This window comes from Candidatus Fukatsuia symbiotica (assembly GCF_003122425.1).
GTDB classification, from domain to species: domain Bacteria; phylum Pseudomonadota; class Gammaproteobacteria; order Enterobacterales; family Enterobacteriaceae; genus Fukatsuia; species Fukatsuia symbiotica.
This window is the reverse complement of the sequence record NZ_CP021659.1, coordinates 1,097,210-1,111,857: the sequence shown is the minus strand read 5'-3', so window position 1 is coordinate 1,111,857 and position 14,648 is coordinate 1,097,210. Positions and strand designations below refer to the sequence as shown.

15 protein-coding genes and 3 pseudogenes are annotated in these 14,648 nt (G+C 43.9%); 10 read left to right on the top strand and 8 right to left on the bottom strand.

Annotated elements, in window-relative coordinates:
* Window positions 1-118: 118 nt before the first annotated feature.
* The 3 genes from dapA (at window position 119) to purC (ending at window position 2,925) form a co-directional block, all read left to right on the top strand.
* Window positions 119-1,042 (top strand): 4-hydroxy-tetrahydrodipicolinate synthase, encoded by a 924-nt coding sequence (gene dapA / locus CCS41_RS05390; RefSeq protein WP_072550625.1) that lies wholly within the window; start codon window positions 119-121, stop codon window positions 1,040-1,042.
* Between the two features lie 10 nt (window positions 1,043-1,052).
* Entirely contained in the window at window positions 1,053-2,138 is a 1,086-nt protein-coding gene (bamC, locus tag CCS41_RS05385; protein WP_072550624.1) for an outer membrane protein assembly factor BamC, read from the top strand.
* 73 nt (window positions 2,139-2,211) lie between these two features.
* The gene (gene purC / locus CCS41_RS05380) at window positions 2,212-2,925 is read left to right on the top strand and encodes a phosphoribosylaminoimidazolesuccinocarboxamide synthase (protein ID WP_072550623.1); all 714 of its coding nucleotides are present in this window, start codon (window positions 2,212-2,214) and stop codon (window positions 2,923-2,925) included.
* 30 nt (window positions 2,926-2,955) lie between these two features.
* Here the strand turns inward: purC and CCS41_RS05375 are convergent, their stop codons facing one another.
* The gene (locus tag CCS41_RS05375; RefSeq protein ID WP_072550622.1) at window positions 2,956-3,366 is read right to left on the bottom strand and encodes a protein YgfX; all 411 of its coding nucleotides are present in this window, start codon (window positions 3,364-3,366) and stop codon (window positions 2,956-2,958) included.
* Window positions 3,347-3,613 (bottom strand): FAD assembly factor SdhE, encoded by a 267-nt coding sequence (sdhE, locus tag CCS41_RS05370; RefSeq protein ID WP_072550621.1) that lies wholly within the window; start codon window positions 3,611-3,613, stop codon window positions 3,347-3,349. The genes CCS41_RS05375 and sdhE overlap by 20 nt, the downstream gene beginning before the upstream one ends.
* A gap of 117 nt (window positions 3,614-3,730) precedes the next feature.
* Between sdhE and ygfZ the strand changes: the two genes are divergently transcribed.
* Window positions 3,731-4,723 (top strand): tRNA-modifying protein YgfZ, encoded by a 993-nt coding sequence (ygfZ, locus tag CCS41_RS05365; protein WP_119797312.1) that lies wholly within the window; start codon window positions 3,731-3,733, stop codon window positions 4,721-4,723.
* A gap of 485 nt (window positions 4,724-5,208) precedes the next feature.
* Window positions 5,209-5,553, top strand: coding sequence for an outer membrane protein assembly factor BamE (gene bamE, locus CCS41_RS05360; RefSeq protein ID WP_072550619.1), 345 nt, complete (start codon window positions 5,209-5,211; stop codon window positions 5,551-5,553).
* A 132-nt stretch (window positions 5,554-5,685) separates the two neighbouring features.
* On the opposite strand, the pseudogene CCS41_RS16495 reads toward bamE, so the two are convergent.
* The 5 genes and pseudogenes from CCS41_RS16495 to CCS41_RS05340 form a co-directional block, all read right to left on the bottom strand.
* Window positions 5,686-5,826, bottom strand: a pseudogene (locus CCS41_RS16495) (IS5/IS1182 family transposase); the annotation flags it as partial.
* Between the two features lie 414 nt (window positions 5,827-6,240).
* Window positions 6,241-6,984, bottom strand: a pseudogene (locus CCS41_RS05355) (integrase core domain-containing protein); the annotation flags it as partial.
* A 16-nt stretch (window positions 6,985-7,000) separates the two neighbouring features.
* Window positions 7,001-7,198: pseudogene (locus CCS41_RS16490) on the bottom strand (IS21 family transposase); the annotation flags it as partial.
* 12 nt (window positions 7,199-7,210) lie between these two features.
* Window positions 7,211-7,732, bottom strand: coding sequence for an IS630 family transposase (locus tag CCS41_RS05345; RefSeq protein ID WP_240313894.1), 522 nt, complete (start codon window positions 7,730-7,732; stop codon window positions 7,211-7,213).
* Window positions 7,668-8,033 carry an IS630 transposase-related protein gene (locus CCS41_RS05340; protein WP_072550348.1) on the bottom strand — a complete coding sequence of 122 codons (366 nt, stop codon included), beginning with the start codon at window positions 8,031-8,033 and terminating at the stop codon, window positions 7,668-7,670. Before CCS41_RS05340 ends, CCS41_RS05345 begins: the two co-directional genes overlap by 65 nt.
* 148 nt (window positions 8,034-8,181) lie before the next feature.
* Between CCS41_RS05340 and CCS41_RS05335 the strand changes: the two genes are divergently transcribed.
* The 5 genes from CCS41_RS05335 (at window position 8,182) to tyrP (ending at window position 13,111) form a co-directional block, all read left to right on the top strand.
* Window positions 8,182-8,577, top strand: coding sequence for a primase-like DNA-binding domain-containing protein (locus CCS41_RS05335; protein WP_323586490.1), 396 nt, complete (start codon window positions 8,182-8,184; stop codon window positions 8,575-8,577).
* 109 nt (window positions 8,578-8,686) lie between these two features.
* Entirely contained in the window at window positions 8,687-9,052 is a 366-nt protein-coding gene (locus CCS41_RS05330; protein WP_072550348.1) for an IS630 transposase-related protein, read from the top strand.
* Window positions 8,976-9,521: an IS630 family transposase gene (locus tag CCS41_RS05325; RefSeq protein WP_338025032.1), complete on the top strand. Its 546-nt coding sequence runs from the start codon at window positions 8,976-8,978 to the stop codon at window positions 9,519-9,521. Before CCS41_RS05330 ends, CCS41_RS05325 begins: the two co-directional genes overlap by 77 nt.
* A 395-nt stretch (window positions 9,522-9,916) precedes the next feature.
* On the top strand, window positions 9,917-11,401 hold the full coding sequence (locus tag CCS41_RS05320) for an amino acid permease (protein WP_072550970.1): 1,485 nt from the start codon (window positions 9,917-9,919) through the stop codon (window positions 11,399-11,401).
* Window positions 11,402-11,908: 507 nt separating this feature from the next.
* Complete coding sequence (tyrP, locus tag CCS41_RS05315; protein WP_072550969.1) at window positions 11,909-13,111, top strand: tyrosine transporter TyrP; 1,203 nt, start codon at window positions 11,909-11,911, stop codon at window positions 13,109-13,111.
* Between the two features lie 120 nt (window positions 13,112-13,231).
* On the opposite strand, the gene CCS41_RS05310 is transcribed toward tyrP, so the two are convergent.
* A complete protein-coding gene (locus CCS41_RS05310; RefSeq protein WP_119797308.1) occupies window positions 13,232-14,611 on the bottom strand; it encodes an adenylosuccinate synthase in 1,380 nt (459 codons plus the stop codon).
* Window positions 14,612-14,648: the final 37 nt, after the last annotated feature.

Genomic DNA, 14,648 nt, shown 5'->3' with positions numbered 1-14,648 from the left:
AGGTTCTTAGATAGCTTTCCTTACGATAGATGGAGACAAGCTGGTTGCGATGTTTGTGCCAGGCCATCAAGTTGAAGTTAGGTTGCGTAATATGTCTTGTCTGTAAAGGGGATAGCAAATGTTTACGGGAAGTATAGTTGCACTGATAACACCGATGGACGAAAAGGGTAAGGTTGATTACAAGAGCCTAGAGAAATTGGTCGATTATCATGTAGCCAGTGGTACTAAGGCGATTGTCTCTATGGGTACGACTGGAGAATGCGCAACGCTTAAACGTGACGAGCATGTCGATGTCGTATTGAAAACAGTGGAGCGGGCTGGGGGTCGTATCCCCGTGATAGCAGGTACTGGCTCTAACGTAACAGAAGATGCAATATCACTGACCCAACGGTTTCAAAACAAAGGTGTTGCTGGTTGTCTAACGATCACGCCGTATTACAATTGCCCCACACAGGAAGGTCTATATCAGCATTTTAAGAAGATTGCTGAGAGTACCGATCTGCCCCAAATTTTATATAATGTACCTTCACGTACTGGGTGTGATTTGTTGCCGCAGACAGTGGCTCGATTGGCTGAAATTAAAAATATTGTGGCGCTGAAAGAAGCAACAGGAGACTTAACCCGTGTGAGCCAGATACAAGCATTGGTTGATGAACAATTCATTTTGCTAAGTGGTGACGATAGGAGTGGCCTGGATTTTATGCAATTGGGGGGCAAAGGGATTGTGTCAGTAACGGCAAATATCGCCGCTCGTGAAATGGCGGATCTCTGTAAGTATGCCACACAAGGCGATTTTGCTGCCGCCCGGGGTTTAAATCAGCGTTTGGGATCACTGCATCAGTATTTATTTGTCGAATCGAATCCCACTCCAGTTAAATGGGCTTGTCAGCGTCTGGGTTTAATAGCCGCTGATACTTTACGTCCGCCTCTGATGTCACTGACTGACGTCAACCAGCGGGTAGTAGAAGAAGCGTTGCAAAGCGCAGGACCGCTTGAAATTTATTCACTATCTCGTGATGCTGCATTGGTTTTTAACTCTTAGGAAAATTTTAATGGCTATATTGCAAACAACTGTATCGCAAACGGCTATATCGCGAACAAAGAATAGGGCGATAAGGGGTGTCGCTGTTTTATTGGTTATGCTATTAGCAGCATGTTCGATGGATCAACGTTATAAACGTCAGGTGAGTGGTGATGAGTCCTATCTCGACACAGCTGCACAAAAACCACTGAAGGTGCCTGCTGGTATGATCTTGCCGTTGCGAAACGCTACCTATGACATCCCGCAGGGATCGCAGCAAGGTGCTGTTGGAAAGCAACTAGATATTCGTCCACCGGTACAACCCTTGGTATTATTAAATGGCGCTCGCACAGAATATACTGCGGATACTAGCAAATTATTGTTAGAAAATGGCCCACAGAATCGTGATTTATGGACGCAGGTTAGCCGTATTGTTGAAAATAATCACCTGCCAATAGCCAGCCGTCAGGACGCAAATCAAACACTGATTACCGATTGGGTAAAATGGAACAGAGCCGACGAAAATGAAGAGGAACAGTTCGCCGGTCGTTACCAGATAAGTGTGCAACAACAGGGATATCAATCAGCATTGCTGGTAAAATCGCTTGGTTTACGTCAAGCAAATAATCCAGTTACTGATGGCATCAAAGTACAGCGTTACAACGTCGCCATGTTAAATACTTTAGTTCAAGGGTTGTATAAAATACGTACTGATACTGAAAATAATCAGGTCGCCCGCGGGGCAGGTAGCTTGGATGTACAAAGTGGTAGTGACGACAGTGGTTTACCGGCGCTTATTGTACGAGCACCGTATGCCACGGTTTGGCAACGCTTGCCGGCGGCACTGAGCAAAATAGGAATGAAAGTTGGAGATCACAGTCGTTCACAAGGTGCGATTACGGTGACTTACCGAGCTATTAGCAACAGTGATTGGGATGCGTTAGGTACGAAAGATCCTGCACTAAAAATAGGTGATTATAAGCTTCAAGTGGGTGATCTTGGTAACCGTAGTAGCTTACAGTTTACTGATTCTAAAGGGAATACATTAAACCAACAGCAAAATGATTCACTGATCGTGGTGCTCCAGGCGGCGTTTAACCAGACTGGTACAAAATAAATATCGACGTAAAACAAAAAAAGAAGCTACGGTTTCTCTGTCAAAAATAACCACACTACTGGAGTTAGTAAAGATGCAGAAATTAGCTGAGTTGTATCGTGGAAAAGCTAAAACTGTCTACAGCACCGAAAATCCTGATCTGTTAGTGCTGGAATTCCGTAACGATACATCAGCAATGGATGGTCAGCGTATTGAACAACTTGCCCGCAAAGGCATGGTCAATAATAAATTTAACTGTTTTATTATGGATAAACTTGAAACAAAAAAAATTCCAACACAGATAAAAAAGTTACTTTCAGATAACGAAGTATTAGTCAAAAAACTGGACATGATCCCAGTAGAATGTGTGATCCGTAATCGGGCAGCGGGTTCTCTGGTTAGACGATTAGGTCTTGAGGAGGGTTTAGAGCTGAAACCTGCATTGTTTGATCTTTTTTTAAAAAATGATGCAATGCACGATCCAATGGTTAATGAATCCTATTGCATAACCTTCGGTTGGGTGAGTAAAGAACACCTGGAGCGTATGAAAGAACTGAGTTACCGAGTGAATGACATTCTTGGTAAATTGTTTGACGATGCTGGCTTTATTCTTGTGGATTTCAAACTAGAGTTTGGTTTATTCGAAGGTGAGGTGGTACTGGGAGATGAATTTTCACCCGATGGTTGCCGCCTGTGGGATAAAAAGAACTTAGCAAAGATGGATAAAGATCGCTTTCGTCAAAATCTGGGTAATGTCATTGAGGCTTATGAAGAGGTCGCTAGACGTATCGGCGTTAAATTAGACTAACGGTTTTAGTGGGCGGCCTCTGTCATCTTGCTAATGGTAATCGGATGACTCTCGAAGTAACTGACAGAGCGTACGCCATTCTTTTTCTGTCATACTGTCGGACGCTAACCACAGACGTTGATGTTTCTTGTTATCTGAGTGTTTTAGCGCAAGCAGTACACCGTAGCGTGTGATCCGAGCAGGTTGACTGATATACCGTTCTTGCTGATCCCATTCCAGTAAATTATCAGCTTTAAATTTGACGATAGACGAAGAAGAAACCCTTTTTTTCTGCTGGCGGATATACTCAAATACAATCGCTGCCAGCAGCAGCAAACCAAGAGGCTGGTATCCCACCGGCCAAGGTGCGGATAAAAGCGATAATATCAGCACGATATACAGCAACAGCGAAAACAACTGGCTGCGTCCTGAGATCCGTGGTTCAGATTGCCACAGAACCACGGGCTTTATTTCTCATCTGAATCAGTTTGACCATCCTTTGTAATTCGTAATCCGGTGATTCTCCATAATTCATTAGCCAATTAAACAGGTCCGGATCGTCACTACTGAGTAAACGGATAAATAAACATTTGTCATTATCATCGAGCGTATCATACTCGTATTCAAAAAATGGCATAATAGAAAGATCCAGCTCACGCATCCCACGACGGCATGCCCAATGGATACGCGTTTTATTATCGATATTCATATCTTGATTGCCTCAAAATTATTTCTGCTAATAGCATAAACCCATTGGATAATAGTTTGCAAAGCCGGTTTGCTCTTTTATCATGGAAAAAACGCTACACCGGTAGGATATAACAATATGACATGTGAAATTCCATTTTCTGCACAAAAACCTCAAGCTTCGTCTCAATTACCCTTGACACTGATTTCACTTGATGATTGGAGTTTGGTAACAGTAAAAGGCCCCGATAGGGTGAAATACCTTCAGGGCCAAATAACCGTCGATGTAGCAGCTGTGACAGCTGAGCAACATGTGATCGCCGCCCATTGTGATGCCAAAGGAAAAATGTGGAGCAATCTACGTTTGTTACATCGAGGAGAAGGGTTAGCATTTATTGAACGTCGTAGTGTATTGAATAATCAATTAGAAGAATTGAAAAAATATGCAATTTTTTCCAAAGTCACCCTGGCTGCAGACAAGGATGCTAAATTATTGGGTGTTGCTGGACTTGCCGCTAGGGAGGCACTGGCAGATGTTTTTTCTGAACTGCCAACGGTAGAGCATCCAGTTGTGCAGCAAGACATGACCACAATATTACATTTCACTCAGCCTACGGAACGTTTTTTACTGGTTACTGACACTATACAAAAACAACAGTTAGTCGCGAAATTGGGTACCACGACACAGTTTAATGACAGCCAACAGTGGCTGGCATTGGATATAGAGGCGGGTTTTCCGTTGATCGATGCGGAAACTAGCGCATTATTTATACCTCAGGCGACAAATATTCAAGCTTTGGGCGGTATCAGTTTTACCAAAGGCTGTTATACCGGTCAAGAAATGGTAACCAGGGCAAAATACCGTGGCGCCAATAAACGAGCGTTATATTGGTTAGCCGGCAATGCTAATCGGGTTCCTATTGCCGGAGAAAATTTAGAGTGGCAGTTGGGCTCGCATTGGCGTAGAACTGGCAGCGTATTATCAGCAATACAACTAAGTGATGATACCCTTTGGGTTCAGGCGGTATTGAATAACGATTTAACTGAAGACACCGTGTTGCGGGTGCGAGATGACAGCAGCAGTATGCTAAAAGTACGGACTCTACCTTATTCATTGAGAGAAGGTGAGTAACATCTTGCTTGGCCTGGCTTATTAGACTTCTTACAAAAATTACTATGTGTTTGCAAATACGTGCTGCAAATTCTGCGTTACCTAGTGCTCGCGATCCTCATATACTCGCATGTACTATGCAGTTGCTCCTTGACTTCACATAACGAGCTAGGGTTTTGCAAGAAGTCTATTCAAGCAGGTTCTTAGAGCCTATTCTGTGTTTTTCACCTTTGCACATCAACGATCAGAAAAGTCGTGTTATCGTTCCGTCTATTGTTGACACGAGCAGCGCCAACCCCATTTTTTAAAGCCTACTCTAGCAGACTTAGTTCTTATCCCAATGGTTTTTCTTTCCGCAGTGTGGAGCAGTGATGCTAACAACATTCGTACCCAACAAACCAAAATTACTTAATCGAACCTTTTATGTGTCCTTTTGGTAAAGGTTTTCAACTGCAGTAAAGTCTATTATCATTCCCATTCTTGCTCTCTGAAGGAATGTGATTACTATGTGTTGTAAAATTCTGTGCCGTAACAGGCTGATTACCACTACTCTGATGCTTATGATACTTGTTACGGGTTGTTCCACTGTAGAAAAAGTAGTTTATCAATCTGATATTAATCAGGGCAATTACCTATCATCTACTGATCTGGAAAAAATTCACAAAGGTATGACACAGCAGCAAGTAGCCTACATACTGGGTACACCGATGCTACAGGATCCCTTTGGCACAAAAACTTGGTTCTATGTCTCCCGTCAGCAACTGGGGCACAGAGAAATAACACAACGAACATTGACATTAGTTTTTGACGCCAACAACAAGCTAGATGACATCAAGAATATACCTATTTGACCTGAAGATACTGATTTTTGTGTTTAGAAGAATATTATCAATTTTTAATAAAAATCATAATATTGCGCACTATTAAATAATCCAGTTTTTCCAGTGTTTTGAATGGTGATGAGTATAAGCTCTTGCATAACCTTATAGTTGGAATTTCCAATTATGAATACCTGTGGTAAGTTTAAACCTCAGCTCAAACCATTTACGTCTGTTGTGATATTTATCGGCAATGATTTTAAAACGCCTCAGCATGCCGATAACGTTTTCATGTAGGGCGTGTTCAGAATACTGTGGTGCGATACGATGCTGTTCCTATGATTGTTTCAGCCAATCAGTAACGAGGCGAAGAAACCTACTGTCTCACCGGTAGTTCCCTGCCCGACTGTGCATTAATAGTAACATAAATGTGCAAAGCGTCGGCGACAATGTAGCCACGGGGTTCCGTAGGTGCGGTTCGCGAGAGCCAATCCGAAACTGCCAGTCGCAGGTGGTGAAGGTGCTAGTGATAAGAGTATGGCCAGTAAAAGCTAATTCCAACAAGCACCGTAAACTGTAAGGAGCCAAAGCGGCTGTTAGGCTCCAGCCAAAACGGCAAGCGAGCAGGTATGTCTTCTCACAGATGGGGCATCGTAAGTGTCAGCCTAGTTGCCGCCTCTAATTTTTGTAGTAGCTCAAACTTAACCTGACAGACACAAGCTAAGCGATCGAATTTGTCAGAGTAGTCTGAGTGTGCGATGGTTCAAATAAATTATCGAGTTGTTTTTCTTTTACTAACTCTTTTGATGCAATCCAAGTTTCCCAGGGGGTTTTGCCATAACAATACCAGCCTGAATGAGGTCGCTCTCTGTTGTAGAATGCGAGCCATTTATCGATGTCTTGCTGAATGTCTTCCAATGATGAATAAATTTTACGCCGAAACATCACGTCATAGCCTTCATTTTTCATCGTCTTATGAAACCGCTCACAGATACCATTAGTCTGCGGGCTGTATGCCTTGGTCCGCGTATGCTCGATATCTTCTAGCTCCAGGTAAAGCTGATACGCATGGGTTTCCTTTTTCCCCGAGTATTCTGACCCTCTGTCGGTCAGGATACGCAATAAGGGAACCGCTTGCTCATCATGTAATGGCAGCACCTGATCGTTTAACATATCTGCGGCAACCAAGGCATTTTTCTCTGTATAGACCTTGGCAAAAGCGACTCTGGAATAGGTATCAACAAAGCTCTGCTGATACATTTTACCCACACCTTTAATGTGCCCCACGTAGTAAGTATCCTGAGAGCCGAGATAGCCCGGATGTTGCGTTTCAATTTGTCCATGAGCTTCTCGTTTATCCTGCACTTTTTCTAATGCTTGCAGTTGGGCTTCCGTCAGTAAGTACCCCTCCTGCGCTACTTTGGCTTCCAAGGCAGAAAGGCGTTTCTTGATATTTTCCAGGTCAGATACCGTCTTTTTCCTCATAGCCTCGCGCTTGAAGTTCACGAAATAACACAGTGGCAGGGATCCAGTCAGGTTTTGCTGCTTTAATCCGTTCGAGTAAATAAAATTTAAAGGGATCCAGTTTTGATAACGGTGCAGTACGCTGGCTGTAACGGGGTGTTCTGGCGATATTCCGTAAATAACGGCGTACCGTATTACGTGATATGGCTGAACGATATAATAATGATTATGCACTATATTGAGAGAATAAGGCGTCAAGGCTGCAATTTAAGTCCCTTCTTTTGCTTTTGGCTTGTGCCCATTTATGTTCAATGGGATTGAGATCAGGTGGGTAGGGAGGGAGATATTCAATCCGATGCCCGGCTTTACTGATAGCCTGCTGAATGTCGAGACGTTTGTGGAAACTGGCGTTATCCATCACGATGACACAATGAGGAGGAAGAGTAGGCAAAAGGCGCTGGGTAACCCAGGCGTAAAAAACATCACTGTTAATGGAATAAAAAAATAATCCGACCGCCATCAGGACGGTTCCCAGTAACGCGCCAATGACATTTGTTCGGCCCTTGGCCTGCCAATCCTGGGTACCCCAACAGCGTTGACCTCGTGCAGCATAACCGTGGGTTCGTGGCCTATCGTGTGCGAAACCGCTTTCATCCAGATAAACGACCGGTTTTCCCTGCTTTTTATAGCAGGCTATCGTGTCCTGGAAGGCGCGCCGTGTCTCTTCGTCTGCCTTGGGATGACGCAGGGTTTTTTTTATAGGTGACGCCCAGGTTTTTCAGTGCCTGCCAAATGGCTTTCTGGCACACCTGAAAGCGCGCCGCCCGTTCCCGTTGGTAAGCATCGGGATAAAGTGCAACATCTTCAGCTAACGCCACTTTATCAAGCTTACGCCGACGGGGGGAAGAAGGTTTAACCTCGATACGACTGAGCCAGCGGGTAACGGAAGCTGAACCAATGTGGAAGCGTTTAGCGGTCTCTCTGATACTCAAGTTTTCTTGCTCTCGAATACCCAGAACTTTACGGCGAAAATCGACAGAGTGGCTCATCGCTAACTCCCTGCTAAATAATTTAGCTATACATTGTAATCAAAATTAATACGTTATGCTATACCTTATTGCGCGATAAAATCGCCCGAGAATTACCGGTGATTATCCGCCACCTGCTGACCCGTTTTGTTGAGCCTGCCAAAGCTAAATGCTTATTGCTTATTGCTTATTGCTGGAGCAGCAAAAATCAGCCGAAGCGCTTAATGTCAAACGGAGTACTGATTCGCTGGTAGATTTTTGTGGCTATCTGTTAACCTCGGCTGAGGCGGATGGGATGTTGGTAGGCAATGCGGAGATTATCCCGTGTAACCCGCGTAAATATCTGTATCACGCTTATCTTGCGTACATGAGAGGTAACAATCTGGCTAAACCGATATCAATAACACGTTTTGGCAGTGATATGCCGGGCTCCTTAGCGGAATTTGGCTTACAGTATCTACGTAAGAAAAGCAGGCAGGGGATCCGTAGCAACCTGAATTTGAATGTAGACAGTGCGGATGAATGGCTACCCCGAGCGACAGGCATCGCTGATTTAAACAACTAATGGGGGGTACTAAAAATTATTCGAGCCATCGCTAAACAGCTTCACCTATAGCGTAACGTATTAATTTTGATTACAATGTATAGCTAAATTATTTAGCAGGGAGTTAGCGATGAGCCACTCTGTCGATTTTCGCCGTAAAGTTCTGGGTATTCGAGAGCAAGAAAACTTGAGTATCAGAGAGACCGCTAAACGCTTCCACATTGGTTCAGCTTCCGTTACCCGCTGGCTCAGTCGTATCGAGGTTAAACCTTCTTCCCCCCGTCGGCGTAAGCTTGATAAAGTGGCGTTAGCTGAAGATGTTGCACTTTATCCCGATGCTTACCAACGGGAACGGGCGGCGCGCTTTCAGGTGTGCCAGAAAGCCATTTGGCAGGCACTGAAAAACCTGGGCGTCACCTATAAAAAAAACCCTGCGTCATCCCAAGGCAGACGAAGAGACACGGCGCGCCTTCCAGGACACGATAGCCTGCTATAAAAAGCAGGGAAAACCGGTCGTTTATCTGGATGAAAGCGGTTTCGCACACGATAGGCCACGAACCCACGGTTATGCTGCACGAGGTCAACGCTGTTGGGGTACCCAGGATTGGCAGGCCAAGGGCCGAACAAATGTCATTGGCGCGTTACTGGGAACCGTCCTGATGGCGGTCGGATTATTTTTTTGTTCCATTAACAGTGATGTTTTTTACGCCTGGGTTACCCAGCGCCTTTTGCCTACTCTTCCTCCTCATTGTGTCATCGTGATGGATAACGCCAGTTTCCACAAACGTCTCGACATTCAGCAGGCTATCAGTAAAGCCGGGCATCGGATTGAATATCTCCCTCCCTACCCACCTGATCTCAATCCCATTGAACATAAATGGGCACAAGCCAAAAGCAAAAGAAGGGACTTAAATTGCAGCCTTGACGCCTTATTCTCTCAATATAGCAGGCGCCATGTAACGTGATCACTTTTGTTAATAAATATTAATTAATATCAATATTTTATTGCTGATTTTCATAATCAACTTATACGGCCCCTGCTATATAGTGCATAATCATTATTATGTCGTTCAGACATAACTCATTTGGATTATTTTTTATATTGTAATTAAAGTTAAAGTTCATAAATATGTAAGCGATAACTCGCATGTACCGCACAGTAACTGCGCGCCGAGTGCCTCGACTTCACATAACGAATTACGGTTCTGCAAGAAGTCTATTTATTGACCACCTGGATACTCGAGGAGTATTGCTGTCCCGTAACAGGCTCTTAGTTTTATATAAGAAAATTGATGGTATTCCCTTCAGTAAGATTTGTTACAATCCTGTTTTATTCTTTTATCAATGGATGAGGTTAAGAGTGATTCAACAAGATATTAGTACGCAGGAGCAACAAGACGCTCCGAGATTGCGTCGCCAACTTAAATCACGGCACTTGGCGATGATCGCTATCGGTGGCTCTATCGGCACAGGTTTATTTATTGCCTCGGGTGTGACAGTCTCACAGGCAGGGCCAGGTGGAGCCTTGCTTTCCTACGCGCTGATTGGTTTGATGGTTTATTTTCTGATGACCAGTCTCGGTGAACTTGCGGCATTTATGCCCGTTTCCGGTTCATTTTCTACCTATGGCTCAAAATATGTTGAAGAAGGTTTTGGTTTCGCACTAGGCTGGAATTATTGGTATAACTGGGCAGTGACTATCGCCGTTGATTTGGTTGCGGCTCAATTGGTGATGCATTATTGGTTCCCAGAAACACCTGGTTGGATATGGAGCGCTTTATTCCTTGGCCTGATATTTTTGCTCAATTACATTTCGGTTAAAGGATTTGGTGAAGCAGAGTACTGGTTATCGCTAATCAAAGTCGCTACAGTCGTACTGTTTATTGTTGTTGGTGTTTTGATGATCAGCGGGATTATCCGTGGTGGTGAAAATGCAGGTTGGCATAATTGGACGATAGGTGATGCCCCCTTCGCCGGTGGCTTTTCTGCGATGATAGGAGTGGCGATGATCGTCGGTTTTTCTTTTCAGGGAACTGAATTGATAGGTGTTGCTGCTGGCGAATCAAAAGATCCGGGCAAAAGTATCCCACAGGCAGTGCGCAAAGTTTTTTGGCGTATTCTGTTGTTCTATATTTTTGCGATTTTGATTATCAGCCTGGTTATTCCCTATACTGACCCAAATCTGCTACGCAATGATGTAGAGGATATCAGTCTTAGTCCGTTCACCCTGGTATTTCAGAACGCGGGATTATTGTCTGCAGCCGCAGTGATGAATGCAGTGATCTTAACAGCAGTGATATCAGCAGGTAATTCAGGGATGTATGCCTCTACCCGTATGCTATTTACCTTGGCAAGGGAAGGTAAAGCTCCGCAGATTTTTGCCCGTTTATCGACAGGTGGGGTGCCTCGTAATGCATTGTATGCTACCACTGCAGTAGCCGGTTTGTGCTTTTTGAGTTCAATGTTTGGCAATAAGACTGTCTATTTATGGCTATTAAATACCTCTGGAATGACCGGTTTTATTGCCTGGTTGGGGATTGCCATCAGTCATTACCGTTTCCGCAAAGGGTATATAGCACAAGGGCTTGATCCAAACGATTTACCCTACCGCTCTGCCTTCTTCCCGTTGGGGCCGATTTTTGCCTTTGTGTTATGTCTTACTATTACCTTGGGACAAAATTATCAAGCTTTTCTGGCAAATCAAATCGATTGGTATGCCGTGACAGCAACTTATATCGGTATTCCACTGTTCTTGGTGATTTGGTTTAGCTATAAGTTGACCCGTGGCACCCGTGTAGTCAAGTACGACGCCATGGAGTTCCCGAAATGGAAAAATGAAGACTAAGCAGCCAATGATCCCATCGTAAATACCTCCCACATAGTCGGTTTCGCAATAGACTTCTTGCAAAACCGTCGTTCGTTATGTGAAGTCAAGGCGCACTGCAACCGCAGTGTGCATACGAGTATATGAGGGTTACGAGCACTACGTAATACCGAATGCACTCCACACAGTAGGTTGTTATACAAGGGGTTTAGATCCAATAACCTATTCGAAATTTTTATGCGTAATGTGAATTACATAATGCTAACACATGTGCATAAATGTAAATTTAACTTTACAGTAATTGTAAATTTTATTTGACATCATTAAGATGCTCTTTTACCCTACCGTATTTAATAAGCTGAATATGCCTATTTGACATGAAGATACTGGTTTTTGTGTTTAGAAGAATATTATCAATTTTTAATAAAAATCATAATGCTACGCATTATTAGATAATCCAATTTTTCCAGTGTTTTGAAGGGTGATAAGTATATATCCTTGGCCAATAGCAAAAACGTAGGGGAAAACATGAGAAATCGGACTTTGGGTAGTATCTTGATTGTTGCAGGAACCACTATTGGAGCAGGAATGCTAGCAATGCCGCTAGCCGCTGCAGGTATAGGTTTCGGCATGACATTTACACTGTTGATCGCACTGTGGCTATTGATGTGCTACACCGCTTTACTATTGGTCGAAGTTTATCAGCATGAAGTGGCTGATACTGGGCTAGGCACTTTGGCTAAACGGCATCTCGGCAATCATTGGCAATGGTTAACCAGTTTTAGCATGTTGTTTTTGATGTACGCACTCACTGCCGCTTATATTAGTGGTGCAGGCGAATTACTGGCGACCACAATGAGCCAATGGGCGGGGCACTTATTACCCCATTATTTTGGCGCTTTGCTATTTACTCTCATCGCCGGGAGCGTGGTGTGTATCGGTACTCACTCCGTAGATTTCTTTAATCGCATTTTATTTAGTGCGAAAATTATTTTTCTGATTGTGCTACTCACACTGATCATGCCCTATGTTGAGAAAAGTAATCTGATGACTTTGCCACTAGAACAAGGTTTAGTGTTTTCTGCAATACCGGTTATTTTTACTTCATTTGGTTTTCACGGTAGTGTACCTAGCATTGTCAATTATATGGAGGGAAATGTTCGCAAATTACGTTGGGTTTTTATTATTGGCAGCGCCATCCCACTGATCGCTTACCTTTTTTGGCAGTTCGTGACCTTAGGTTCTATTCCCTCGCACACTTTTATTGGCATCCTCGCGGAGCACACGGGATTGAACGGCCTGTTACAGGCAGTGCACACTATTGTAATTTCACCACATATTGAATTAACAGTGCACCTATTTGTCAATCTCGCGTTAATCACTTCATTCCTCGGCGTATCATTAGGGTTGTTTGACTATCTAGCCGATTTATTTAAGCGTAGTAATAACTTAAACGGTCGTCTGCAAACTGGATTAATCACTTTTCTGCCACCATTAATGTTTGCGCTATTCTATCCACGTGGTTTCATCACGGCTCTGGGTTTTGCTGCAATGGCACTGGCAATACTGGCACTATTGCTGCCGTCGTTGCTAGTTTGGAAAGTACGAAAAACTCATCACGATCATTATCAAGTATGGGGTGGAAAACCAGCACTGATACTGGTATTTGCCTGCGGTGTCTCGGTGATTGCTATTCAGCTGGGGATCGTCATGGGTATATTGCCAGTATGATTACACCCTATTCCTTAGTGAAGGCCGCATCGTACACGGATTCTTGTCGGTAAGGCTAAGCCAAAAAACGACAAACCGGGCAAAAACCCGGTTTATACATTAATATTACCCAATACCATATTACGCAATCAGGCATCTGAAGGGATCTCTCAGAATGATAGTGTCTACACGATCAGGACCAGTGGAAACAATATCTACCAATACACCCGTCAAATCTTCCACACGTTTAATATAATCGCGGGCTGCTTGCGGCAACTTACAATACTCCTTCACACCAACAGTAGTTTCTTGCCAGCCTGGCAGTATTTCATAAATGGGTTCGATGCCTTCCCAGTCCTTTGCTGCCAACGGAGTCGTCTCAACAACCGTCTTAACAGTTGTCTCAACAGTCGTCTTAATCGTTGTCTCACCAATCGTTTCAATAGTCGTACTAACTTCAGGTTTACCCTGTACACTATAACCGACACAAATCTTAACTTCTTTCAAACCATCCAATACATCCAGTTTGGTCAGGCAAAAACCAGAAATAGAATTAATCTGAATGGCACGACGCAGTGCCACGACATCCAACCAACCAGTGCGGCGCTTACGACCAGTGGTGGCACCGTATTCATGACCTTGACTGCATAAAAACTCACCATTCTCGTCATGTAACTCAGTAGGAAAAGGCCCGGCGCCGACACGAGTCGCATAGGCTTTTACAATACCCAAAACATAATCGACATAACGCGGCCCCATGCCAGAACCCATAGCAACGCCACCAGCAGTAGTGTTAGATGAAGTCACGTAGGGATAAGTACCATGATCGATATCCAGCAGGGCACCCTGTGCACCTTCGAACATGATCCGAGCACCTTTTTTACGTGCATTATCCAATAACTGTGTAACATCAACTACCATCGAAGTTAAAACGTCGGCAACAGCCAGTACCCCATCCAGTACTTTTTGATAATCAACAGCTTCAACTTCGTAGTAATGCACCAATTGGAAGTTGTGATATGCCACAATTTCTTTTAGCTTGGTAGCAAAGATCTCTTTATCGAATAAATCACCAACACGCAAAGCACGACGAGCAACTTTGTCTTCATAGGCAGGGCCAATACCACGGCCTGTCGTTCCAATAGCATTTTCACCACGTGCTTCTTCGCGTGCATTATCCAAGGCGACATGATAAGGCAGGACTAATGGACAGGCTTCCGAGATTAGTAACCGTTTAGTTACCGGAACGCCACGTTCTCTAAGCTGCTCCATTTCTTTCATTAAAGCATCTGGTGCCAAAACGACACCATTACCAATAATACAGGTCACATCTTCACGCAAAATCCCAGAAGGAATTAAATGAAGAACCGTTTTTTCACCGTTAATAACTAAAGTATGGCCGGCGTTGTGCCCTCCCTGATAGCGTACAACATAGTTAGCCTGTTCAGTCAGCAAGTCGACAATTTTGCCTTTACCTTCGTCACCCCATTGAGTGCCCAGTACGACGACGTTTTTACCCATTTCAGAAAATCACCAGGTTGCTTAAAAAAGAATTCTA